Annotated in this window: 21 protein-coding genes; 5 read left to right on the forward strand and 16 right to left on the reverse strand. The window is 57.1% G+C overall.

What is annotated here, in order from left to right:
• Positions 1-150: 150 nt before the first annotated feature.
• From RZ35_RS02310 to RZ35_RS02370, 12 genes are all read right to left on the reverse strand, one after another.
• On the reverse strand, positions 151-1,011 hold the full coding sequence (locus tag RZ35_RS02310; RefSeq protein ID WP_051625442.1) for a hypothetical protein: 861 nt from the start codon (positions 1,009-1,011) through the stop codon (positions 151-153).
• Positions 1,008-2,120 carry an acyl-CoA dehydrogenase family protein gene (locus RZ35_RS02315; protein ID WP_051625443.1) on the reverse strand — a complete coding sequence of 371 codons (1,113 nt, stop codon included), beginning with the start codon at positions 2,118-2,120 and terminating at the stop codon, positions 1,008-1,010. The genes RZ35_RS02310 and RZ35_RS02315 overlap by 4 nt, the downstream gene beginning before the upstream one ends.
• Before the next feature lie 212 nt (positions 2,121-2,332).
• Positions 2,333-3,373, reverse strand: coding sequence for a 3-oxoacyl-[acyl-carrier-protein] synthase III C-terminal domain-containing protein (locus tag RZ35_RS02320; RefSeq protein ID WP_051625444.1), 1,041 nt, complete (start codon positions 3,371-3,373; stop codon positions 2,333-2,335).
• 30 nt (positions 3,374-3,403) lie between these two features.
• A complete protein-coding gene (locus RZ35_RS02325) occupies positions 3,404-4,093 on the reverse strand; it encodes a hypothetical protein (protein ID WP_026741853.1) in 690 nt (229 codons plus the stop codon).
• Positions 4,086-5,234, reverse strand: a complete 1,149-nt coding sequence (locus tag RZ35_RS02330; protein WP_051625445.1) for an acyl-CoA dehydrogenase family protein — start codon at positions 5,232-5,234, stop codon at positions 4,086-4,088. Before RZ35_RS02330 ends, RZ35_RS02325 begins: the two co-directional genes overlap by 8 nt.
• 112 nt (positions 5,235-5,346) lie before the next feature.
• Positions 5,347-6,867 carry an AMP-binding protein gene (locus RZ35_RS02335; protein ID WP_026741854.1) on the reverse strand — a complete coding sequence of 507 codons (1,521 nt, stop codon included), beginning with the start codon at positions 6,865-6,867 and terminating at the stop codon, positions 5,347-5,349.
• Complete coding sequence (locus RZ35_RS02340; protein ID WP_026741855.1) at positions 6,821-8,347, reverse strand: AMP-binding protein; 1,527 nt, start codon at positions 8,345-8,347, stop codon at positions 6,821-6,823. Before RZ35_RS02340 ends, RZ35_RS02335 begins: the two co-directional genes overlap by 47 nt.
• Positions 8,347-8,610, reverse strand: coding sequence for an acyl carrier protein (locus RZ35_RS02345; RefSeq protein WP_026741856.1), 264 nt, complete (start codon positions 8,608-8,610; stop codon positions 8,347-8,349). Before RZ35_RS02345 ends, RZ35_RS02340 begins: the two co-directional genes overlap by 1 nt.
• Positions 8,597-10,153 (reverse strand): class I adenylate-forming enzyme family protein, encoded by a 1,557-nt coding sequence (locus RZ35_RS02350; protein WP_051625446.1) that lies wholly within the window; start codon positions 10,151-10,153, stop codon positions 8,597-8,599. The genes RZ35_RS02345 and RZ35_RS02350 overlap by 14 nt, the downstream gene beginning before the upstream one ends.
• Positions 10,150-11,115 carry a beta-ketoacyl-[acyl-carrier-protein] synthase family protein gene (locus tag RZ35_RS02355; protein WP_026741858.1) on the reverse strand — a complete coding sequence of 322 codons (966 nt, stop codon included), beginning with the start codon at positions 11,113-11,115 and terminating at the stop codon, positions 10,150-10,152. The genes RZ35_RS02350 and RZ35_RS02355 overlap by 4 nt, the downstream gene beginning before the upstream one ends.
• Before the next feature lie 844 nt (positions 11,116-11,959).
• Positions 11,960-13,288, reverse strand: a complete 1,329-nt coding sequence (locus tag RZ35_RS02365) for a type III PLP-dependent enzyme domain-containing protein (protein WP_026741860.1) — start codon at positions 13,286-13,288, stop codon at positions 11,960-11,962.
• On the reverse strand, positions 13,275-13,574 hold the full coding sequence (locus tag RZ35_RS02370) for a hypothetical protein (RefSeq protein ID WP_036152478.1): 300 nt from the start codon (positions 13,572-13,574) through the stop codon (positions 13,275-13,277). The genes RZ35_RS02365 and RZ35_RS02370 overlap by 14 nt, the downstream gene beginning before the upstream one ends.
• 257 nt (positions 13,575-13,831) lie before the next feature.
• Here RZ35_RS02370 and RZ35_RS02375 point away from each other — a divergent pair, with 257 nt between their 5' ends.
• From RZ35_RS02375 to RZ35_RS02395, 5 genes are all read left to right on the forward strand, one after another.
• Complete coding sequence (locus RZ35_RS02375; RefSeq protein ID WP_026741861.1) at positions 13,832-14,782, forward strand: beta-ketoacyl-[acyl-carrier-protein] synthase family protein; 951 nt, start codon at positions 13,832-13,834, stop codon at positions 14,780-14,782.
• On the forward strand, positions 14,760-15,014 hold the full coding sequence (locus RZ35_RS02380; RefSeq protein ID WP_026741862.1) for an acyl carrier protein: 255 nt from the start codon (positions 14,760-14,762) through the stop codon (positions 15,012-15,014). The genes RZ35_RS02375 and RZ35_RS02380 overlap by 23 nt, the downstream gene beginning before the upstream one ends.
• Positions 15,011-15,700: an acyl-CoA dehydrogenase family protein gene (locus RZ35_RS02385; protein WP_051625447.1), complete on the forward strand. Its 690-nt coding sequence runs from the start codon at positions 15,011-15,013 to the stop codon at positions 15,698-15,700. Before RZ35_RS02380 ends, RZ35_RS02385 begins: the two co-directional genes overlap by 4 nt.
• Positions 15,682-17,034, forward strand: coding sequence for an MATE family efflux transporter (locus RZ35_RS02390; protein WP_036152479.1), 1,353 nt, complete (start codon positions 15,682-15,684; stop codon positions 17,032-17,034). The genes RZ35_RS02385 and RZ35_RS02390 overlap by 19 nt, the downstream gene beginning before the upstream one ends.
• Positions 17,024-17,992 (forward strand): alpha/beta fold hydrolase, encoded by a 969-nt coding sequence (locus tag RZ35_RS02395; protein ID WP_026741864.1) that lies wholly within the window; start codon positions 17,024-17,026, stop codon positions 17,990-17,992. Before RZ35_RS02390 ends, RZ35_RS02395 begins: the two co-directional genes overlap by 11 nt.
• 129 nt (positions 17,993-18,121) lie before the next feature.
• Here RZ35_RS02395 and RZ35_RS02400 read toward each other — a convergent pair whose 3' ends face one another.
• The 4 genes from RZ35_RS02400 to RZ35_RS17595 form a co-directional block, all read right to left on the reverse strand.
• Positions 18,122-19,432 carry a sensor histidine kinase gene (locus RZ35_RS02400; protein ID WP_051625448.1) on the reverse strand — a complete coding sequence of 437 codons (1,311 nt, stop codon included), beginning with the start codon at positions 19,430-19,432 and terminating at the stop codon, positions 18,122-18,124.
• A gap of 5 nt (positions 19,433-19,437) precedes the next feature.
• Positions 19,438-20,856 (reverse strand): sigma-54-dependent transcriptional regulator, encoded by a 1,419-nt coding sequence (locus RZ35_RS02405; protein WP_026741866.1) that lies wholly within the window; start codon positions 20,854-20,856, stop codon positions 19,438-19,440.
• A 25-nt stretch (positions 20,857-20,881) separates the two neighbouring features.
• Positions 20,882-22,540: an FtsX-like permease family protein gene (locus RZ35_RS02410; protein WP_081825681.1), complete on the reverse strand. Its 1,659-nt coding sequence runs from the start codon at positions 22,538-22,540 to the stop codon at positions 20,882-20,884.
• The gene (locus RZ35_RS17595) at positions 22,498-23,313 is read right to left on the reverse strand and encodes an ABC transporter permease (RefSeq protein WP_051625450.1); all 816 of its coding nucleotides are present in this window, start codon (positions 23,311-23,313) and stop codon (positions 22,498-22,500) included. The genes RZ35_RS02410 and RZ35_RS17595 overlap by 43 nt, the downstream gene beginning before the upstream one ends.
• Positions 23,314-23,321: the final 8 nt, after the last annotated feature.

Raw genomic sequence — 23,321 nt, forward strand, 5'->3', positions numbered from 1 at the left:
GCAGGAGTGAGACCGTGTGCGGCAGCGCGGCGACCTGTTCGATACCGAACAGTTTGCTGAACACGCGGGCTTCGCTGCGGCTGCCGCCGGCCGCTTGAATGACATCGACCGCGTCGACGCGCTCCGTGGGAATGTCGTCCACCATGCGGGTTAGTCGCATGCTTGATTCTCCGTGCCCTGAAAGGCCAGTGCGGTGATCGTCGTCTCTTCCTGTAACAGCAGCAGATGGTCGTAGCGCGTGTCGCTTTGCTCCAAGGCCGCAAATAGCGAGGTGCATAACAGGCGATCATCCGCAGGAATAGGGTGTCCGTGCGCGGGCAGCGAGGACAGCAAGGTGGGACTGGCAACGAGGCGGTAGCGATCCGTCAGCCCAAAATGCTGTTTTAACCCTTCGCAATGCGCCGCCAGCCCTAACGCATCCCGCTCGCGGCGTTGGTAGCCCAGATAGCGCCAGCCTTCGCTGCTCCGATTCACGGCGACGATGCAGGCGCTGTTGTGGGGCGCGAGCGCCTGCATCAGCGGGGAGCGATAGAGCAGGTGCTTTTGGTCGGCAATCAACAGCAAAGCCCGCCGGTCGCTGTGGCGAAGGTAGCGGTGCAGCGCGTCGAAAGCGAAAAGCGGGGCGGACAGCCCGCGGTCGCTGATGGCCAGCGCAAAACTCTGTTCGCTGAGATTCAGCTGGTGGACAACGTGATTAACGACGGACGTCCCCAGGTGCAGGTCTGGCGTCCAGTGCGCCATCATCACCACGTCGATATCCTGACAATCGGCGCGTGCCTGAAGCGACGGCAACAGCGAGTCCATCATGCGCACGAACGGCGCTTTGTCCTCGGCGGATATACACTCGACGACACGGCTTTGCGCGGGATCCCACGGCAGGCCGTTCGACTGAAAAAACGCCGCGATATAACCTTCCCAGTGGTCGACTTCATCGAGCCAGACCGGGTTAAACGGTTCAAGCTCGCCAAACGTCTTCCAGAGGATGTCGCGGGGATGCAGGCTAAGGCTCATCCCTTCTCCTTATCGGCCAGGAAGCCGCACCAGCCGTTGAGCAGATGAATATTTGACGTCCCTTCCATGTATTCGAAGGCAAACGCATCGCGGTATCTTTTCATGAGACCCGGCTGATTCCCCCAATATTCCGTGGGCAGAAGATGAGGAAGCCGATGGGCGACCCGCTCGACGAACGCCGTGGCCTGCCGTTTAATCTGGCTGGTCTGCCAGACGCGCGAACGCGCCTGATGAAAGTGATCGCCCACTTCCATCAGGCGGGTATGCAGAGAGTGGTACTGCCGCCAGAGATCTTTCTCGTGAATATCTTCCTGGGCGAGCGCCTCCAGAAAACCGCGCGCGGTCCCTAGCGCCATGGCGGCGACAAGGGGGCGATGCTTCTCGAAGACCTGCGTTAACGCGTTGATGCCCTGTCGTAATGGGCTGGCGGTTAATCCCAGTATCTGTTCAGGCTGAACGGGGAACGCGTCGAACGTGATCCGGGACAACCCCGCGCCGGCAAGACCGTAGGCCGCGAGCGGCTCGACGGTAATCGCCTCCGGCGCTTGTTTCGGCTCCACCATGATCAGCTGCGGTCTGTCGTCGTGCCGCGCGAACGCCAGACCGATGCTGGCCATTTGCGCGCCGCCGATGAACATCTTGCTTCCCGTCAGTGTTAGCCCTTGTTCAGCGTGGTCCAGACGGGTCGTAATCGAGGCGGCATCAGAGCCGACTTCCGGTTCGCTTACGGCGAAAAAGGTCCATGTCGGCTGTGTCAGAAATCGGGAAAAAAAGTGATCCTGTTGCGCGTCATCGCCCAGCAGCAGCATGGCCCGGCAGGCGAGAGAGGTGCCGGGCAGGGCCAGTAAACAGCTGGCGTCCGCTCGCGAAATATATTCCACGACGCGTAAATAGGTGGGGAAGTGACGCATATCAAACGGCAGTGAGGCGGCATGGTCCCGCCAGGGATTGTATTTATCGGGCAAGCCGGTATGCGATAACGTTAATAACAGGTCATCCTTGATATGAAATACACCTTCCTCAACGTTATCTTCGATAATCAAACCCGCGGAATGAAAGGTATCCAGGCTGTTATCCAATACGTTCAGGTTATATTCATCCTTTTTCACTACTATCCCTCTGCCGATCCATGGTGCCGCGATATCTTCGTCAGGCTCACGTTGCAAGGGCGTTGGCTGACCAGATTTACCGATCCTGGCCAGCGCATCCGTGCTCTTGACACCGTCCTGCCACTCGAATGATTGAGCGTAGCGCTATCCTGAATGCAGTCTATTCCTTGCCGAATCATTGAATTGATTCAGATTGCATTTGGACGCGTTAATTAAACTTCAGGAACATATTCCACAATGGCGGAGGCCGCCGTAATCCCTAAGCCAATACTGATTAATAAGACTTTATCGCCGGGCTTTATTTGTCTGGTTTCGATCAGGTGCTGCAAATTGATAAAAGGATCCGCGCCGAAACAGTGGCCGTACTGAGCGATGTTCTCCATGACGATTTTACCGGCAGGCAGAGACAGCGTTCTTTCGATGTCTTTCCAGGACGCCAGGTTGACGTTATGGGGCGCAATGTGCGTAATGTCGTTCAGGCCCAGGCCGGCGTGCTCGAGGCTCTTGATGATGTGGCGGCACACAAAATCGGTGTAGCTATGTGGAAAATGCATCGGACTGGCGTCCGTAAAGTGCCCGCTGTTGATGCTGAACTGGCCATCGCGCGTCGTCGTCGTTCCGAGCAGGCGCACCGGGCCGGGACGTCGCGACACCAGCAGAACACAGGCGGCTTCGCCCATGATGGTGGTGTCGGCGATGAGCTGGACTTTGGGATGGAACGCCTTCTCCGCGATGATCACCAGGGCGTATTCATCGTCGCCAAGCCAGCTGGCAAGCTGCTCCAGCGCCACGAGTCCGGTGGCGCAATGACTCATGGTATATCCCGCATATTCGACGTGCTCACCCACTACCCGCCTGACCAGCGAGGGCAGAATAGGCGCGTCGAAGGGGGTGACGGAAGGGATGGTGTGGCAATGTACGCAGAGTTTGATGTCATCGGCCATAGCGGCGTGGCGTCCGACAATATTTTGCAACGCAGGCTCGATTAGAGCGGTCAAATTCTGGCTCTCGTCATGAGGAAATTGCCGCAATCCGTAGAACCGCTCAAACATTCTGGTTTCTATTCGCGTCAGCCCTAGCGCCCGCGCCGCTTCGTCCAGCGTCTGCATCTTCGGCGCGAAGACGATCTCCATGTCGTTAATCGTCAGACGCATCAGATCGCCTCTCGCCTGACAAGGGATAAAACTCGCTGTGCTCTGCGTCAGATCCGTCGCCTGCGCAGCGCGGCGGTTGGGGGCGAGGACACTCGACATCCGGCAGCAGCGCCGCTGATTTCGCGGCTTTCATCGACATATCCGCTCCCTGATTTGTTCGACTTTCAGAGTGACAGGGGGATGTTCGCCTACGGCGTCCAGCAGGACATCGCCTTCTGCGGGCCGCGTCAGCCAGTCGGTCAGGCTCAGGCGATCCGCTTCGGGCTGCGCGGCGATATCCCAGCGCCATCCCCCTGCCTTGAGCGTCGCCGCTTCTGAAGTGAAATGCAGATACATCAGGTGGGACGACGCCTGTTCAGGGCGGGGGGTGAAACGGGTAATAGCGTCCAACACCAGCCAGCAACCGCCGTACTCCTGCGCCATGGCGGCCGCCAGCTGTATTTCAGACCATCCCGGCATCGGCTGATCCACCGCCAGTCCAAGGACTTCACTGTATTGGCCCGTCTGCCAGATAAAATTGGGCAGCATGGCGGTTTTGCACTCTTTCGCCAGACCGGTGTGCAGATACAGCAGTGAGTCCGAGTCGTGCTTCCTCAGGTTGCGTAGGGTGTTTACGACCGTCGGGTGATGAGCGATGTGGATGTTTTCGCACGCGTAAGGGCACGCCGCAATGCGCAGGGACTGAGCCTCAATGTCCTCGGGGTGCAGCGCGTGCCAGCAACTCAGCCCAGCCAGATCGAAGTCGTTCGCCGTCCGCCACGAGATATTCAGGCGCAGCAGGCCCAGCTGGCCGATCCAGAATCGTGAAACGTCACGCATGAACCGGCTCGCTTTTAAATACGTGGCTGGCGTTCAGCAGGTGAATATTGCGTGTGCCTTCCGTGTATTCGAAACCGCTGATGTCGCGCCAGGCTTTGCAAAAGAACGGATCGCAGACCACCGCGGGGTCGCAGGCGTGGGCCAGCTCATTGACCAACTGCTCCGCCAGCAGGGTGGTGTCCGCCTTGGCAAGGCCGATAAGCCGGCCGATACGCTCGCCGCGATCTATGCGCTCCGCGAGGGTCAACAGGCGATAAAGTCCGGCGGACAACCGTCTGCGCATCGTCCGCAGGCGCGCGTCCTGAGCGCGCGGAAAATAGCCCGCGTCGACGACGTGATCCAACAGCGCCCGGGCGACACCCAGCGCAAGCGCGCCGACGCAGGGGCGCAGATTATCGAACGTCGCGAGGGTGGCGGAAGAAAAGCGCTGAGCAGGGTTCAGATGTGCGCCGACCATCGCCTCCTCCGGCAGAAACATGTCATCGAAGCGCAGGTGCGAGATATTACTGCCGGGAACCCCATAAACGGGAAGACGGGTAGCCTCGAACCCATCGACCTTGCCCGGTTCAAACAGAAACATATTCAGCCCCAGAGGGCCTTCGGCCGTACGGGCGAAGACAATGCCGATGTCGGCGATAAGGCCGTTGCCGATGAAATATTTTTCACCGCTGATACGCCATCCGCCGTCCACTTTCCGCGCCTGCGTCTGAATAGCGCCCGCGTCCGATCCTCGACCCGGTTCGCTCATGGCAAAGCAGCTGCGGCTTAGTTTAGTTTTGAAGTGGGTGAAGAAGGTCTCTTGCTGGGCATTGCTGCCGATGGCCTCAATCACAAAGCCCGCCATGCCGGGTGTGGGACTGGCGAATATCAGGTTGGGATCGATATATCCCAGCGCCTCATAAAAATAACAGCGTTGAGAAACCGTCAATTCATACAAGACGTCGCCGTTTTCCAGAACCAGCGGCGTGGGATTCCACTTTTCGGGCAGCCCCAGACGATTGAGCTGCGGCGCCAACGCATAGTCATCGGTATGCCGGTAATGGCCTGCATCGGCCTCCAACCGTCGCCCGATATCCCGGCCTGAATCGAACGTCGTCATCGCTAATACACGAAGCGCATGATGTGTTGAACTGATTTCCATGACATTTCCTCTGTCTATTCAGACGGCCTGCTCATCACCCTGAGACGTGACAGAATAGAGTGATTAATCACGTTTTTTTTTACCCGGCTTGCAATGAACGCGTGTGCTGATGCTATTTGAGCGCGGCGGTGACGCGGTGCAACAACGCCTGGCGATCAATTTTTCCGTTTTGATTCAGAGGAAATTCGGAAATAAAGCGAATGCTCGTGGGGACCATATAGTGGGGCAACTGATGGGATAAATGGACCCGAAATTCATGTTCGCCGTTGTCGATGTGAGGATGGAGCTGGACGAATAAGAGTACGTCGGCCAACTTATGCTCCTGATAGACAGGCAGCGTCGTCGCCATGACCGTATGGACGAAACGGCACGCCGCGGCATCGATTTCCTGCAAATCGATGCGGTTGCCATGCCACTTGACCTGCGAGTCGAGCCGCCCCTTGATAAACAGATGGCCCTGCGCATCCAGCCACCCCAGATCGCCGGTGCGATAGAACGGGACGCCGTGACGTGAGCCGAAGGCGACATGGTTAGGGTGAGACTCCGGCAGATAGCCCAGCCCGACCTGATCGCCGTAAATAACGACTTCCCCGATGTCGTTTTCCGGCAGCGCGTTGTGATGCCTGTCTTCAATGGCGACGCGCAGCGTGCCGCAAGGCTGGCCCAGCGGGAGCAGGCCCGCCTCCTGCTCGGTTGTGTTGTCTATCGGATGGAGGTGAGTCAGACAGGTCGTCTCCGTCGGGCCGTAGGCATGTAAGATTCTGAGGGATGGGAAGCGGACCAACAGGCGATCGATCAGGTGCGGAGAGACGTATTCACCCCCGACCATCACGGTCCGAAAATGCGGTAACGTCTCCGCGTTAAAACGCGGATCCTTGCACATGATGTCCAAAAAACTCGGGGTAGAAAACCCGCTCGACAGGATGACGTCCGGCTCGGAGACCATCAGGTTGAGGTTCAGACGAGGCAGCGCGTTATATTCATGCGGCAGCATGATGAGCGGCCGACCCAAGGCAAAACAGGTGAAGAAATCCAGCAGCCCCATATCGAACGACAGCCGGGCATGATTGAGATGCCCTTCCTCCTCCGCGCCCGCCTCACGCAGCACGCGATGATACCAGCCAAAAAATGCGCCGAAATGATCGCAACCGATCTGCACGCCTTTGGGCTGCCCGGTGCTGCCGGAAGTGGAAAGGACATAAAAGAGCGGATTGTCGCATGAAGGCCGAGTGTAGCCGCCGGTGAGGGCGCCGTCCGGCAGGGCGGGCAGGCATAGGCAGGGAAATGGCTCAGGGGCCGTCGGCGCGGTATTCGGATGTTCGCGCCCGTCCAGAATCAGCTCAATGCCATAGAGGGCGGCGATACGTTCCATACGCAGCGGCGGGTTGACGCTATCGACGACGGTAAACGGAATGCCGGACCAGGCGCAGGCCAGCAGCGCCGCCGCCGTGTCGCGCTCCTTATGACCGTAAATGAGCGCGCGTTTCGGTTGAATGCGCGCCAACTCACGGCAGATAGCGCCGACCCGCGAGGCGATATCGGCATAACGCCAGCTTCCCTGTGCATTGACGATGGCAATCCGGCGGTTACTGATAAGCTGCCGGCCGATCATCCGCATCATGGATGTAAACATAATATTTCCCTTTTGACTGAGCCGCAGCGCTAACCGCGTGTCGATCCAGCTTGCTGTTGAAATTCAGGCAAGGTTCGCTGATGGCGTACCAGCGCCTGGGGATCATCCAGGGCGGCATGCGCGTCGCCATCGCGTTTCCCAGCCGCGCAAAGTCCGTGTCGTCNCCCTCGTCACTGAGCACAAACGCGCAGATCCCTTGTAGATAGCCGTGTCGGCGCCAGGTCTCGACGAACGCTTCGCGCACGCCGGGCAGACTCAGGAGCACCTGTTCAATGTCGTTGAGATCGATGCGATAGCCTTGCAGTTTGATCTCGCGGTCGCTTCGGCCCTGAAAATAGAAAATATCGTCCCTGATGACGCCACGATCGCCGGTCCGGTAGGCTTTTTCGCCCCGGTCATTCACGAAGAAGCGGGCCTGCTGTTCCGGCGTCGCGTTCAAATAACCCGACCCTACCGCTTTGCCGCTGATGATCAGCTCCCCGATAGCGTCTCCGGGCGGCGACAGCGTGATGCGGGTTCCGGGGCGAACGCCGCCGAGCGGCAGCGGTCTTTCATCCTCGACATGGCGGGGGTGGATATCGATGGCGGTCACGGCGACGGTGCATTCGGTCGGACCGTAGGTATTGGTGATGCGCGCGCCGGGAAAGCGTTGCCACAGGGCGTTGACCAGCGCTTTCGTTAACACCTCGCCGCAGAAAATAAACTGCCTGAGCGCCGGGAGCGCGTCGGCATTGAACTGCCGGTCGTTGAGATAACACCGCGTGAGGCTCGGGGTCGAGACCCAACAGGTCGTTCCCGCCTCCGCGTGGCGTTGGATCGCCAGACGGGTGTTGAATAAATGCTGGTGGTCGAGGATGACCAGCGGCTTCAGAAATAGCCAGGAGAGCCATAGCTCGTAGAGCGACACGTCGAAGCAGTAGCGGATATTGCCGCTGACCGCGCCGTCCAGCGGGAACTCGTGGTGTAACCAGCGGGTCAAGTCGGCGACATTGGCATAGCTCACGCCAATGCCTTTGGGGTGTCCCGTCGTGCCCGATGAAAACAGGATGTACATGTTCTGGTCCGCCTCGACCGTGTTGACGACGCGGGAGAGGTCCGGCGGCGCAGCCAGATAGCCTGCGTCGCGCACCGGGAGCTGCCGACAGGTCGCGGGATTGGCTCGTTGAGTGGTATTGAGCAGGAGAGACGCCTGCGCACTATGCTGGATCTGCTGGATCCGCGCGTCGCAGTTGTCGGCCTCTGTCGGGATAAAGGTTCTGCCCGCCAGAATACAGGCCCACATCGCCGTCAGATAGCCGAAGTCCTTGTGACCATAGATGAGGACGGGCGCGTCCCCCTGCGCGCGCAGCGTGACGGCCAGCCGCATAGCGCTGCGGTAGAGCGCATCGAACGTCATACGACGCTCGCCCAGCATGGCCGCCGGCAGCTTGCAGCCGCTGAATCGGGCGAAGATCGCCAGCAGGGCCGATTGACCTTCCATCAGGCCGATGCCGCAGAAGAGACGCGGGTGGCGATGTAGTCCGCAATGGAGCCGATGGACTCAAAATGCTGTATGTCCAGCGTCGCGGGATCCAAATGCAGCGAATCAATCGCGTCTTCCAGATACATGATCAGCTCAATGTACAACCCACTGTCAAAGCCCAAATCCCGCTCTATCTGGGTGTTCCGATGCAGCTCTGAGGTATCGTCGATTTCCATCACCAGCGCGATAGCGGCGATGACCTGAGATTCATAGTTCGGCATGTTTCTCTCCTGAAAGACCGGCCGTGGGGGATGAGGGGTGGCTGAGCGCGCATAACCGCAGGCGATCGATTTTGTGGTTGCTGTTTTTGGGCAAGGCGTCGCAAAAAAGGAAGCGATGGGGGACCAGATAATGCTCCATTCTGGCTTGACACCAGTCGCGCAGCGCGCGGGGTTCTATCGCCTGCGCGGTTTCAATCCACGCGACGATTTCGTCACCGTAAACGGCATGCGGGATGCCGACGACGGCCACCTGAGTGACGTGCGGATGGGTGGAAATGATGCCCTCGACCTCTCGCGGGGCGACCTTCTCGCCGCAGGCATTCAACACGTCATCCATCCGGCTGATGAAATAGAGAAAGCCGTCCTCGTCAAGGCGACAGAGGTCGCCCGTATACAACACGCTCTCGCCGGGGAATCGCCCCGGCCGTAATTTTTCGGCCGTTTTTTGCGGGTTGTTCCAGTAGCCACGCATTACGGTTTCGCCGCGAATCACCAGCTCGCCGGTCGCGTTGCGGCGGTGCGCGGCCCCGGCGTCATCCACCACCCACAGTTCCGTCCCCGGGATCGCCTTGCCCACGCTCAGCGTTCTGGCGCTGAGTTCTCGTGGGTCCAGCCAGGTGCAGCGATGGCATTCGGTCAGGCCGTACATGGAAAAGAGGCGCGCCTGCGGAAATGCCGTCGTCAGCGTGGCGATATCGTTCGCATGTAGCGCCGCCGACGTGCTGGTCACCGTTTTGACCGAGGTGAAGTCGAAACGCCGCCCCAAACGCGCGATCAGGCTGACCATTGTCGGCACCAGCGGAAAGACGGTCGCGCCTTGTTGGACTAAACGGTTGAGCGCGAACAGCGGTCGGCTGAAGTTTTTTTCGATGATGACCGTCGCGCCGGTCAGTGCCGCCATCGTGATTTGATGCAGGCCATAGTCGAAGCTGAGCGGCAAGGCGCAGTAAATGCGATCGCGCGCGTCCAGCTGCAAATAGTGAGCGACGGACTGCGAGGCGGCGATCATGTTGCGCTGGGTGAGCATGACGCCCTTGGGATGCCCCGTGGAGCCGGAGGTATAAATCAGGCTGGCCAGATCGAGGCTTAACGGTGGCGGCAGCGTGCACGCGTACGCGGCGCGGGCGATCTCCGCGAACGCGGCGTCCCCCGCGACCAGCCGCTGTGGGCGCCCCTTCATCAGGGGTGCCGCGCGGAGGGCTTCTTCCTCACGCTCCGCATCGACGATCATCAGGCTGGCCGCGCAGTCGTCGGCGATCCATGCCAGTTTTTCCGCTTTGGTTTCGGGATGGAGCGGCACATAGACGGCGCCGCAGCGCTGCGTCGCCCAAAAGCAGGCGACCAGATCGATGCTGTTGCTCATCAGCACGATCACCCGATCGCCGCGGGAAAGCGCGTGATGCTGCATCCAGCCCGCGATCTGTTCCGCCCGCTGATGTAATGCGGCGAAGGTTATGGCGGCGCGTTCGTCGATGAGCGCCACGTTGTCTGGATCCTGCTGACGGCGATCGTCCAGATATTGAATAAGAGCCTGAACATTCATCTCGGTGATCGATCCTCTTTACGATGAAATACCCGTGCGCCAAAGCTGCCGGCGACGCCTGCCGCCACCGCCAGAAAGTAGCCCGAGCGAGGGACGGAAGGGGAGAAACAGCATTCGTGCAGGTTGATAAAACCATCGCCGCAAAAACAGTGGCCCAGTCGGTAGAGATGGGTGCGGAAAACCCGAGAGCGCGGCACATTCAGCTGGTCGGCGATGCGATCGAAGGTGATCGGGCTCATGTGATAGGGCAGGATGGCGTCCAGCCGATCGGCGCCGATCCCGGCGTCGGCCAGCGCCCGATGGATCGCGCGCATCATCGTCGGCATAAAATCATGGTCGTAACGATTTTCGAGCGATGCACTGCTTTGATAAGTTCGGCTGCCGATGCCGCCGATCATCGCCTGCCCGACGCCTTGCACCGTACAGCCCGGCTGCGTGTCATCATCCGTCAACAGGAGTGCGGTACAGCCCTCGCCAAAGATCCCGTTTTGATTGGCGTATTGAACCGTTTGATGGAAACACTTTTCTCCCGTCAACAGGACCGCATACTGCGGGCCGTCTTCCGCCTCGCCCGGTAACAAGTGCGTCAGCAGCGAAAGCGCGTTAAACGACGAGGCGCAGGAGTTTTGCGTCGCGGACAGCACTTCCGTCTGTGCGGGCAGGAGAGTGGCCGCCATTTTTCTCAGACCGTCGGCGCCAAAGGGAAACGTAGCGTTCAGCGAGTGCGCATAGGCCAGATAGCGTATCCGACTGCGCTTGTCGGGATGCCGGGAGAGCAGCTTTTCAAGACAGCCTTTCAACAACTGCGGCAACGGCTCCTCGGGGAATAGACAGGCCGACTCCAGCTTTAGAAAGCGGGAGAAGATCTTGTGGTTGCGCTCACCCCACTGATAACGCGCCTGAAGCGCATTCAAGGGCGTGAGATCCGGGTTGATGACGGTCGCGACATCAATGATGTTCATGCCGTTTCCCTCCTAGCCAGGTAAATCATGGGGGGCGTTTCGCCATCGGCGGTGGAGAGCAGCGCCGTCGGCCCATCGAGGCTCGCTTGCAGGTACTCCGCCAAGGCATAAAACGGGGCCGCGCTCAGGCGCGACGGGTCGGGCGTGAGGGTTGAGATCACCGCCTCCGGCGGAAATCCGAGCGGCGGCGTGCCAATCACCACAACCGGTTCTTGTGGGGCGTTGGCCGGGGCCGCGCACTTTGGCTTCTCCGTGTTCGCCCCTGCATAGGGCGATAGCGCCACGCGTCCCTCGCCGGGCTGTCGGTCGAGCCACAGCGCCGCGCCGCTGGCTCTGACGGTTTCCTGACTGAAGCAGGCGGNGGGATGGAGCAGCAGCGGCTGGTCGAGACTCACCAGCAGGGCTTTCCCCTGATGGGGAGGAAGGTAACGGTCGATGAGCGACAGCGCCTGAAACGGCGCGGTTAACCCGCAATCGCTGACGGCAAAGGCGTAGGCGTGGCGAGCCTCTATACGATGCAGAATAGCGTTGGTGACCGATCCGCCCATCACACAATCCGGGGTCCAGTGGGCGACGACGACCACATCGACCGCTCTCAGGTCGTGGTACGTCGCCAACTGCGCGATCAAGTGCGACGCTATTTGCTCAAAGCTCACTCTGACCGGAGCCTGCAACCAGGTCTGCGCTTCCGTCATTGCGCCGTGCGCTTTCCCATTTGAGGCGTAGAAGCCTTTCAGCCAGTCGGTCACGATGTCGGGCGCATCGGCAACCGCATCGCGCCTAAGGTGAACGCGATCGGCATGAAAACACTGAATGCCGTGTCGATCGAAATACAAAGGCATGGCTACGCTCGCTGCTTCGCGCGTATCGGGGACAGCGAGACGGGTTCGGCCTGCTGCTGACGCAGCAGATGAGCCATGTCGTCAGGTCGTCGGATCATGACGGCGCGATCGCCATCGACCAACACTTCGGCGGGGTAGCCAAAACTCAGAAAATAGACGGGAGACGCGGTGGGACCGTACGCGCCCGAATTGAANAAACCGATAAGATCCCCCGCTGCAAGCGTAGGCAACAGCATATTTTCGCCGATGATGTCGGTGGGCGTGCACAAAGGGCCGGTCAGATCATAATGCTGTTGCGGNGCGCCCGGTGATTCCGCCCCGAGCCGCTCCGTGCGAAAGTTCCTTCGGATGACCGCGCCCAAACCGGCGGCGGCGCCATGACAGTTCGAGCCGCCGTCGCAGATGGCAAAGTGTTTGCCCCGCGACGATTTGACGTAGCGGACGCGGGTCATAAACACGCCGCTGCGGGCGACGATGAATCGCCCTAACTCCATGATCAGCCGGGCGCGCGGATGACGTTGCTGAAACTGCCTGATGGGGTCCTGCAACAATCGGCCCAGCAAGGCGAGGTCCAGCGGCGTCTCTTTGTCGTGATAGGCGATCCCCAGCCCGCCGCCGATATCGACAAACTCCAGTTCATTGCCGGTTGCCAGCTGGAATTTTTCGGCGGTGCGCAGGATGTTGAGGGTGTTGCGGGCGATCGCTTCCGCGTCCAGAATCCGCGTGCCCAAATAGATATGAATGCCGCAAAAATGCAGGTGAGAGTAGGCGTCTCGCTGCGCTATCAGGCTGAGTGCCTGCGACTCATCCATACCGAACTGCCGCGGTTTGCCCGTCATGACGAGACGCGCTTTGGCGGGAACGAAGTCCGGGTTGATGCGCAGTGCAAAACGCGGGCGCTTGTCCTGTTCAGCGGCAATCCGATCGAGCATCGCCAGTTCATCTGCGGACTCCACGACCACCGCGTGAATGCCGAGTTCGACGCTCCGCCGGAGGTCCTCATACGATTTCGCCGGTCCGACGAAGATAATGTCGTCGGGCTGAACGCCCGCCATCAGGGCGGTTTCCAGTTCAGGAAGCGAACAAACTTCACAACCTACCTGCTGTTGATGCAGTAGGCGCACTATTGACAGGTTGGGGTTGGCTTTGAGCGAAAAGAACACATGAAGCTCGGGCGGCAGGGCGGCTTTGAGTTGTTGCAGGTCGTCCTTTATTTGACCGGCGCTATAAATATAACAGGGCGTGCCTACGGCATCGGCGAGGTTATTATATTCGNCCCCTTCAATATTAATTTTATTAATGTATTTACTGTCGTATTTAGAGTGGCGCATGTTGAATGCTCTCTGCCAGGTAATGGCTCAATGCATTAATGTTTAAAAAATTACCAAAAAATTCATTATCCATTCGCTCAAAAAGATCGATATTCTTTCCCGTGATTTTCTCAATGCGGTCATTGAGTCCGGCAATAAGCTCAACTAATTTGACGGAATCTAGGACGCCTGAAAAACCATATAATTCTTGTCCGGACAGGACCAGGTTAATTCGGTGCTCATCCAGACCCAGACTCTCAAGCTCACTGGTTATGATGGTTATTAATTCATTAATGATGTCAGCCATCGCTTCTCCCTGAAGAATAAAAGTATTCTATATTTTAATACTGCTATTTAGGCAGAAGACTACGCCGTCACTTTTGTGTGAATTTGACTGAAATTGTCATTGAATGAAAGGGGTGAAATTATTTTCGGGCAATCTCAGTCAAAATTTTTCTATAAAAGATGATACTTTCGCCATCACTAATCTAATAGTCTTTCCCGCGAAGAAGACTATTTTTGCAGAGCTGTTTATCGGCTGGAATTAAACAAGGATGATGATGGATGACGCTCTACATAAAGGATATTCAATGTAGCAATATGCGTTATCAGCAATGCTGCAATCTGGGTGATCTTGGCGAGACTCATCAACTTAAAGCTAAGGATATCATCATGTTAAATCGGGTCTTCTCGCTCGATGGTGTGGTGATGAATAGGCTTTGCCATCAGCAAATGCATTTAGAAACGATGGTTTCATTATTGGAGAAATATCCAGATCTGCGTCACCGTGGCGGAATGATTATTTATACCAAAACACAAACCCATAATACCTTTTTCGATGATAACTGGCTGAGTGAAATTGCCGTTGAATGCGGTCTCTCGCACTGGCGGTATTTTACGCTCAGCATGAATCATTGTGCATCAGGCCTGAGCGCCGTTAATCTGGCATGTCATATGGACGATAATGGTTATCAATTTCCTGTTATTATTTTGAGCGGGGAAAAAAGCTTCAGTGCGTCGTTTAATCGCATGCCGGTGGGATTGCTGGGCGAAATGTCGACAGCCTGCTTATTAAGTCAGGAAGAGGGCGATTGGGAAATTAGAGATACAAAAATAGAACATATCCATCGCTTTTATAAAAACCAAGACGAGATGACGCAACAGGAGCGGAGTGAGTTACGCACCCTATTTTTTGAGGAGTTAAATCGTTTTTTAGCGCGTTTTTCCGACGCGAATAAGGAACCCGATATTGTTATCCCTTATAACCTGAATATTCCTTTGTTAAAAAGAGTGGCGCAAGCGCGAGGATGGACGTCGGTTATCGACCTTTCTCAGATCCCCCGCATCGGTCATCTGTGGTGCTCAGATATATTTCACCATCTTTCTCTCATAAAAAATGAACCTTCCCATCAAACGGTGATGGCCTTTTCCGCCGGAATGGGAATCACTTTATCCGCTATTAGTCTCGTCAAATCTCATCAAGGTCATATAAATGGAAACTTTAAGCGTTATTAAGCAAGCCCTTCAGGACGTTCTCGAAACGCCATCGCTGGCGGTGACGGAAGCGACGCGTTTCGAAGACGATCTGGATTTGGATTCCGTTAACTTCGTCCAATTCCTGTTGACGCTAGAGGACAGCATCGAGGGGCTGATGTTCGACCCCGATCACATCAGTCAGCNCTCTTTTTCCAGCGTAGGCTCGCTGGTCGAGTGGCTGGACGCCTGGCAGGGCGCGCAGTCGGTATGATGGCGTTAAGCGCGGAAAAACTTACCCAGGCTGCATCCTATGGCCGTCGCCTTGACCCTGTTGATGCGTTGTTCCATTTCACCGGGCTGGTGACGGGAACGCCCGGGGGATTGACCTGTCACGGAATAGGGCTTCTGCCCGGAGACGCATCTGCACGTCTCTATGATCCTGATGGGGCAGATATTCCGCTCAATGATTGCACGGAACTGCCCGCCGACCGCGTTTTGTCGTTTATGCATCTCCGCAAGGTCGCCGTCACAGGGTCTCGCCCTGCGCCTCACTGGCTTTCTCTGATGACCGCCGCGCTGCGGCTGGGCGTGGTCGCCCGCATGCTGGATATCTCCTACGCGCATTTGAATCAACGTATCAGCTTTGGTCAGAAAACGACGCGGCATCCGCTGATCAAGGCCAGCTTCGCCAGCATCTACGGAGAGATCACTCAGCTACAGGAACAATTGAATGTACGTGTGGAGCAGGCGGACTTTGAGGATCTGGAGCAAGAGCATCTCGCGATCACCCAGCTCGGCGGGCAGGCCGAAAAATTGATGGGGGGACACGGTTACCTGCTCGGCAACACCCATACCCTCAGTCATTTTTCCATGATGGTGTACTGCGTGTTCGGCAAAACCGGCTCGGCGCACTCCACGGTCAATCAGGTGAATGAAGCATGGCAAAGCCTTGGTTAATCCGCGCTGCGGCTTATGCGCCCGGTGGAGAGATCCGTCAGATCCTTACTTTGGCGTGGCCGATGATCCTGACGGCCGTGGTGGTCTCCTTGTCGCAGAATGGACCGATCTGGATCCTGGGTACGCAGAGCGGAGGGCAGCGGGCGCTGTATACGTTGTCCATGCTTCAGCCTTTCTACTTCATCTTCATTGCGTTGTTGGAAGGGCTGACGATCACGAATCAGATTTTCAGCGCTCGCTCGGTATCGCACTGGGCGCCTGGCCGGGTGCTGCACAGCAGCGCGATTTTTTCGGTCGTCGGCGGCCTGCTGCTTGTCGTGCTGGCGACGGGGAGCCGCTTAGGCGACGCCGGGTTGCAGGTGATTTATCCGAACGATGAGCCGGCGCTGTTCTCCCATTTTCTTCCCGCTTATCTGCTTTCGGTGATCCCCCTATTGGTGCTGGAGCTGTGTAACGCCGGCCTGAGGGGGCAGGGGAAAACCGCTGTCAGTATGCTGTGCGTCTGTCTCTTTATCGTCATCAATCTGACCGTCTGTTTTGTCAGCCTGCATTGTTACCAGAACGGCTTCATGGCGGTCATCTACGCCAACCTGATTGCCGCCCTTGCCGTATTACCGTTTTCGGCGTGGTGGTTGTTTAACACGGTGACGGGAAAAACGGACCCGCAGCCGCAGGCGTTCTTGCCCAGGCTGCTGGCGATGACTGCCGACGCCGGCGTGCCCATTTTCCTGACCATGCTGTTCGCGTTTGCCAGTTCCGCCGTGCTGTTTCCGCTGCTCAGTCAGCTTGGCGCGGCCTATGCCAGCGGGTTCCTCATTGTGGTGAAGCTACGCGCCTTTTTTATTATTCCGGCGGTAGCGCTGGGGTCGGCCATCGCGATTGGGATCAATCAACGGCTATCCACCGACTCCCCGCAGCAGCTCAATCGGTGGCTGGGTCAGGGGCTGGGGGGCATTGCGCTGACGTATATCGGTCTGACGGCGGCTGCGTATCTCGCCCAAACCGGCATGGTGAATATGATGTCCGTTGACAGCGAGGTGCGCGTAAGCGCCCATGCGATCATGCGTTGGCTGCTGCCGACGTTTTTCATCACTTCGCTGATTGCCAGTATCCAGACGATGCTTGAACAGCTCGGCAGGGGAAAGCGGGTGTTGCTGATTACGTTCATCATGGAAAGCCTGATGGCGGCTATTGTGCTGTATGTAGCGACGCAACCTGGGGCGCTGGTGGGGTTGATGAAGAGTATCTTGATTTTTAATGTCTTGTATTTATTGGTTTTTACGTATGAGTACGGGAAGTTGTGCCACGGGATAGGTCAGCAACATGCTCTATGATTTTTTTCTGCCTGCGCTGAAGATAACGGCGATGTTGCACCGTCGTTATCATGTTTTTCTGGTCCGTCGTCGGCGGCGGCCCGCGCTGTTGCTCAAAAATCCGATCGTTCCTGAAAACCACTACGCGCCGACCTGCCGCCGACTACGCTGGCTGGACTTGCAGCTGCTGCGCTGGCTTGCGCCCGGCAAAGCGGCCGCTTACGCCCTGGACCTGTTCGAGCATCCCCACCGGATGCCCTGCAAGAAAACCGATGCGCGGTGGCTGAGTTCGCTGCGACGGGAGGTGGTGATCTGGGCCGGGCGGCGCGTCGTTGTGTACAGTTCCGGGGCGTCTTCTCCGGCCCGACGGGTTTTACTGATCCACGGTTGGGAAGCGCGGGCCGTCATGTTGCGTCCGCTTATCGAGTCGCTCACGCAGGCCGGATATGAAGTGATTGCCCCGGATTTGCCCGCTCACGGGGAGTCCGAGGGGGAGCGCTGTGCTTTCAGCGATCTGGTGAACGTCATACGTCTGCTGGGCGATCGATACGGCGTCTTTTGCGCGGCGTTAGGCCATTCGTTTGGCGGTACGGCGTTGCTGCATGCCGCCACGCAGCGGTTGCACTGCCGACGGCTTGTCATCCTTAGTAGCCCGGAGTCTCTGCCCTGTGTGTTTGACGCTTACATCGCTTTTCATCGGGTGCCGGCGGCGCTTACCGAGCGGATAAAAAAGGTGTATCTCGAACGCTATGGCCATCATCCGGACACCATTTCCTATGCGAGCTGGCCCCAGATCGCCGTTCCCACGCTGGTGTGCCACGACCAGGATGACCGCAATATCGCGTTGACGCAGGCCTTTCATTTGCTGAGCGCGACAGCGGCAGGTCAACTTTATATGACTCAGCGCCGCGGACATCGCGGGATTGTCCGGGATCGGCAGTTAATTCAACGCGTGGCCGAGTTTATTCAGACTTCGTGAGCGCATCAGAAAACAGCATTGAGCGTTTTGAACCAAGACGCAGGCGGTAGTGATGGCTTCATCGTCTCATCGCCAGCTCGATAGGTTGTTGCGTAGCAGGGGAGATCGCCACACCTGTGTCTTAAAGACTTACTCCGTCGGGAATTTGATGGTGACCTTACAGCCCGGTCGATCTTCCCGATTTGTCAGGCTGAAATAACCGCCGTGGGATTCCACAATCTGGCGCGAGAGCATCAACCCAATGCCGCTGCCATTCTTCTTCACGCTATAAAACGGCACGAAAATATTTTCCGTGTTGCCGATGCCACAGCCTTCATCAAGGATCTTGAGGCAGAACTCGTTGTCAATGACTCTCCAGCTCAGATAAATGGCGCCTTCGGGAGAGGACATCGCCTCATCGGCGTTTTTCAGGATGTTGATCAACATCTGTTCTATCTGAACGGCATCGATACTAACGACGACATCTTCACTGAAAATGATGTGCGTTTGGCGATGTTCGAATAAGGTGAGAATTTTTCTGATGAGTGAATCGATATTATGCGGCGCTTTCTGGGGAAGGGGGAGCGATGTGAGCTTCCGGTAGCTGTCCACAAAGCTTTTCAGATTCAAGGCCCGCTCATTAATGATATCCAGGCCATCGCGTAAATCCTGATTTTCCTCCTTGCCGTCGTCAGGCACGGCCGACAATAACATCTGGCTCAGCGAGGCGATGGGCGTCAGCGTATTGTTGATTTCATGGCTCATGACGCGCAGCAGGTTACGCCATGCGCGATACTCTTCCTCACGAAGAAGCTGGCTCACATCCGTGATGAACAATAGTTGCTGCTTCTTCCCATCTTCGAAATATTTTTCCAGGATGATTTTGTAGCGGCCTCGGCGCTTAGGAAACTGGTACTCGACCACGCTATTGGCCGGCAGTTCGAAGAGCGAGCGGAATGACAGCTCGTTCAGCGCGAGGCCCTTGAGCGCTTTTGCCGGCTGGCCGAGCAAGGAGACGGCAGTTTCGTTCACAAACGCGATTTCCTGATCGCTGTTCAGCGCCACGATGNCCACGTCGATATTGTTGAGTACCTTCCTTACCAGGTACTGCTGCTGTTTGACGTGCAGACGCTGCTTTTGCATCGAGGAAGCGAGCTTGTTGATCATATCAATCAGGCCATTCAGCTCACTGTCGGTTTTCTGGCGCTTTCCTCTCAGGCTGAAGTCGTTATGCGTGATGGCCTCGATCAGATTGGTCAGCGTCGTCAGCTGAAAATTCAGCACCTGCCGGGTCATTAGCGAACAATAGCCGATGAGCGTCAGACAAATCAGCGCCACCAGGGCGATCAGGTATCCGGAGTAATCGTTCCAGATCATCAGCACGATAATCGTCAGCGACGAAGGAAGCGAGGCGATGATCAGCAGCCGTTGCTGTAATGACTCCAGTGAGTGCCGGAACATAGAATTCAGCCAGTTCTTTTAAGACGACGATAAAAGGCGCTGCGGCTCAGCCCCAAGGACTCGGCCGCTTCGGAAGCATTGCCGTTGTAAACCGCGAGGCGTTTTTGCAGGGTCTCCTGCTCGATATCCTCCAGCGTCAGTAAGTCGCCCTGCTGAGCGCCCGGCGTTTCAGCCTGCGCGCTTTCCCCCGCTTTTGGCGACGCTCTTTCCGGGTCGGCAGGCAGCGCCAGCCGGAGGAGATGCGGGTCCAGCACGTGATTATTGCTGAGTAACACCGTGCGCTCCAGCGTGTGATTCAGCTCTCGAATATTGCCCGGCCAGGCGTAGTTTTGCAGGCTTTGCATCGCCTCGTCGGTGATACTGAAGGTGGGTTTGCGGTAGCGCTCCGTGAGGGTTTTCAACTCCCGTTTGACCAGGTCGGGGATATCCTCTTTCCGTTCACGCAACGCCGGAATGCGCACTTCGAACGTGTTGAGACGATAGTAGAGATCTTTGCGGAACTCGCCGGCCTCGATCATCGTCGCAAGATCGGCATTGGTCGCCGAGATCACCCGAACATCGGCCGACTGGGTTTTACTTGCGCCGACTTTCTCGAACTGGCGCTCTTCCAACATCCGCAGCAGTTTCGCCTNCTGGTTGATGGGCACATTGCCGACTTCATCGAGGAACAAGGTGCCGCCATCCGCCAGTTCGAAGCGGCCGATACGCTGCGTTTTGGCATCGGTAAACGCGCCTTTGACGTGACCGAACATTTCGCTTTCGAACAGGCTGTCAGGAATACAGCCCATATTGACGGAGACGAAGCTGGCGTCGCTGCGGGTAGAGTGCTGATGAATGTAGTTGGCCAGCATGCTTTTGCCCGTTCCGTTTTCACCGGTGAGCAGGATGCTGGCGTTGCTCGGGATGACCTGCTGCAAAATCGCCATCNCCTGCTTCATCGCCGGAGACTGCGCCACCAGTTCACCTTGTAAACAGGGGTGGAGCTGCTGTTGCAGCAGGACGTTTTGTTGTTGCAAGGAGCGCTGCTTTTTCAGGACTTCCACGAGTTGCAGCTGCACGTTCAGCGCCTGAATCAAACGCTCGTTGTCCCAGGGTTTTTGTATGAAATCGGCGGCCCCTTTCTTCATCGCTTCCACGGCGATATCGATCGACCCCCAGCCGGTCATAACGATAATCGGCATATCCGGCTCAAGCCGTTTGATCTCCGCGATAAGCTCCAGGCCCTCGTTGCCTGAGGTGGTATCACGTTGATAATTAAGGTCAAGTAACGCGATATCGGGCTTGCCTTCCCGGACTTGCATGAGCGCCTCATCCATCTGGGTGGCGGTGATGACATCGAACTGATGCAGCTTCAGCATCAGTTTTAATGTCTTGATGATGCTGATGTCATCATCCGCCACCAGTACCTTGTAACTCGACTTCATGAGGCCCTCACTCTTTCCTGCTTCGTTATTGATGTCTCAGCGCATCGATAGGCTGTATCTGGATAGCCCGTCTTGCCGGCACCAGCGTAGCTACGGTGACGACGGCGGCAATCAACAAGGCCATAGCGACAAACAGCGCCGTCAATGCTATGCCCTGACTGCCGAAGATGCGCAATATCATCGGCGTGACGACGCCGATCACCGGCAGGCTAATCACGAGTCCTATCGCCAGTTGCCACCATCCCTGGATTAAAATTAACGAGATGATATTGGCAGGCGTTGCGCCCAACGCGCGCCGTGNCCCTAATTCGGCATAGCGTTGATGTATCGTCTTCGCCATTACCCCATAGATACCGCTGCCGGCAAGCAATACCGCCATAATGCCAAACAGGTTGAATAATATAGATATGTAACTCAAGCCGACAGTATTTCTTCCCACCACTTCCTGTAGCGTTTTCTCCTGATAGGCCGGAAGCTGGCTATCAATTCGGCTGAGGCTGGACTGGATTGTATGGCTGAGGTCTTCGTGATTCATCCCTTTGACGATAATCGACATCTGATCTTGCGGCGCTTGCAGCATCGAACGGTAGGCCGTGGGCATGCCTTTGCTGTGTCCGAAAGGCCGGCCCTGAATGATATGGGGAATGACGCCAACCAGGGTATACCAGTCTCGATCGTCGCCCTCGACCCAGCGAATTTTCTTGCCGATCGGCATCGACTCCCCAGGCAGGTAGCGATCGATGAACGAACGGGTAACGACAACGACTTTCTGCGAGCGGTTGTCATCATGCAGATTCAGTAAACGACCGAGCTGGGCGTTGACGCCGAGGGCTTCCAGCGTGCCGGGATAGGCAATCACATCGTTTACGCGCGGATACTGATTGCGGTTAGAACGCAGATAGCTGGCTCCTTCGATTTCGACATTGCTCGTCGGTGTGAATTCACCGGGCAAGCGGCTGATTAGCCCGGCCTGTTCTACCGCCGGTTGGGCGTTCAGTTCAGCGACGATGCGGTTGTCGAAATTATAGCTGTCCAGCGCGGTGGGATAGGTTCTGTCCGGCAGGCTGACTTTGGCCGACCAGACGTTCTGTTGTTGCACGCCGTAGTCGATTTTAGACGCCTGCGCGACTACCAGTGAAAGCAGCGCGCCGATACACAGCACCGCGCAGGAGAGGGCGACTTCAAAAATCACCAGGGCGCGACTGATACGACTACTGCTGCGGCTTTGCGCCCCGCGGGTGCCATCGCGCAGTACGTCGTTAACGTTGCTGTGGACCATTTTCCAGGCGGGCAGCGCGCCGGTCATCAGGCTGGCCAGCGCAACCAGAGCAAGCGTTTTCATCACCGTGGCGGCATCGATGCCGAGGTGCCACCAAAAGGGCGGTTGGTCCGGAACCACTCTGACGATCAGTGTATTGGTGAGAGACAGTCCCCAGCCGGCCAGCAATAGCCCAATCACGCCTCCCATGCAGCAGATGATCGCGCTTTCCCACATCATTTGCAGGACCACGCGCAGGGGAGGCGCGCCATGCGCGATGCGAATTGCGGTTTCTTTGCTGCGCTCAATGGCGCGGACCAACAGCATATTGCCGACATTACAGCAGGCCAGAAGCAGGACGAGTCCCACCGCCAGCAGCATGATCAGGAAGATAGGTTTTGAATCTTCCCCCATGAAACTGTCCATGAAGGTGATGACGAAGGCTGAGCGGCCGCGATTGATCTCCGGGAACTGCNGGCTCTCGCGTCCATGATATTTTTCAGTTCGGCGTCGACGTCTTCCGCTGAAAAACCGGGTTTAATCTTGCCGAAGGTCTGAATCGACGGCGCATTCTCAACGGTAATGTGCCGTGGATTCAGCGTCGAAGGCAGCCAAATCTGGTTATTCATCGGGAAGGCGAACCCTTCGGGCATGACGCCGATGATCCGGGTACTGATGCCGTTCACCATGAAGGATCGGTTCAGGATGTCCTGACGTCCGCCAAAATAGTTCTGCCACATCTCATGGCTGATGACGGCGACGGGATTGGCGCCTTCCCCGGTGTCCTGCTGATTATAAATGCGCCCCAGTTCGGGCTGCACGCCCGTGAAGCTAAAGAGATCGGGCTCTGAGCGAATGGCGATATAGCGCGACGCTTGTCCATCCAGGCTGATGTTGGCGACGTCGCCATAATAGTAGCCGAGCTGCTCCAGACGCTGGCTTTTCGCCTTCAGATCCATAAAGTCCATGTAGCTGATAGGGGAGTCGCCTAACCGGACGCCATTAATGCTTGGGCTGACGACGACCATCCGTTCCGCATCGTGAAAAGGCAGCGGTTTGAGCACTAGCCCGTTGATGACCGAATACATGTATATGCACATACCCAGACCGATCGCCATAATCAGCATGGTAAACACGGAAAAACCGGGGCGCTTCAGCAGGAGACGGCATGCATAGCGCAAATCAAAAATCATCGACATCGGTTTCT

The sequence above is a fragment of the Lonsdalea quercina subsp. quercina genome (assembly GCF_000688655.1).
GTDB lineage: Bacteria > Pseudomonadota > Gammaproteobacteria > Enterobacterales > Enterobacteriaceae > Lonsdalea > Lonsdalea quercina.

What these genes read in the sequence shown, in the direction of transcription:
- RZ35_RS02310 (WP_051625442.1), bottom strand. Translation starts at nt 1,011, where the DNA reads ATGAGCCTTAGCCTGCATCCCCGCGACATCCTCTGGAAGACGTTTGGC.
- RZ35_RS02320 (WP_051625444.1), bottom strand. Translation starts at nt 3,373, where the DNA reads ATGTCGAGTGTCCTCGCCCCCAACCGCCGCGCTGCGCAGGCGACGGAT.
- RZ35_RS02325 (WP_026741853.1), bottom strand. Translation starts at nt 4,093, where the DNA reads ATGCGTGACGTTTCACGATTCTGGATCGGCCAGCTGGGCCTGCTGCGC.
- RZ35_RS02330 (WP_051625445.1), bottom strand. Translation starts at nt 5,234, where the DNA reads ATGGAAATCAGTTCAACACATCATGCGCTTCGTGTATTAGCGATGACG.
- RZ35_RS02335 (WP_026741854.1), bottom strand. Translation starts at nt 6,867, where the DNA reads ATGTTTACATCCATGATGCGGATGATCGGCCGGCAGCTTATCAGTAAC.
- RZ35_RS02345 (WP_026741856.1), bottom strand. Translation starts at nt 8,610, where the DNA reads ATGCCGAACTATGAATCTCAGGTCATCGCCGCTATCGCGCTGGTGATG.
- RZ35_RS02350 (WP_051625446.1), bottom strand. Translation starts at nt 10,153, where the DNA reads ATGAATGTTCAGGCTCTTATTCAATATCTGGACGATCGCCGTCAGCAG.
- RZ35_RS02355 (WP_026741858.1), bottom strand. Translation starts at nt 11,115, where the DNA reads ATGAACATCATTGATGTCGCGACCGTCATCAACCCGGATCTCACGCCC.
- RZ35_RS02370 (WP_036152478.1), bottom strand. Translation starts at nt 13,574, where the DNA reads ATGGCTGACATCATTAATGAATTAATAACCATCATAACCAGTGAGCTT.
- RZ35_RS02375 (WP_026741861.1), top strand. Translation starts at nt 13,832, where the DNA reads ATGACGCTCTACATAAAGGATATTCAATGTAGCAATATGCGTTATCAG.
- RZ35_RS02385 (WP_051625447.1), top strand. Translation starts at nt 15,011, where the DNA reads ATGATGGCGTTAAGCGCGGAAAAACTTACCCAGGCTGCATCCTATGGC.
- RZ35_RS02390 (WP_036152479.1), top strand. Translation starts at nt 15,682, where the DNA reads ATGGCAAAGCCTTGGTTAATCCGCGCTGCGGCTTATGCGCCCGGTGGA.
- RZ35_RS02395 (WP_026741864.1), top strand. Translation starts at nt 17,024, where the DNA reads ATGCTCTATGATTTTTTTCTGCCTGCGCTGAAGATAACGGCGATGTTG.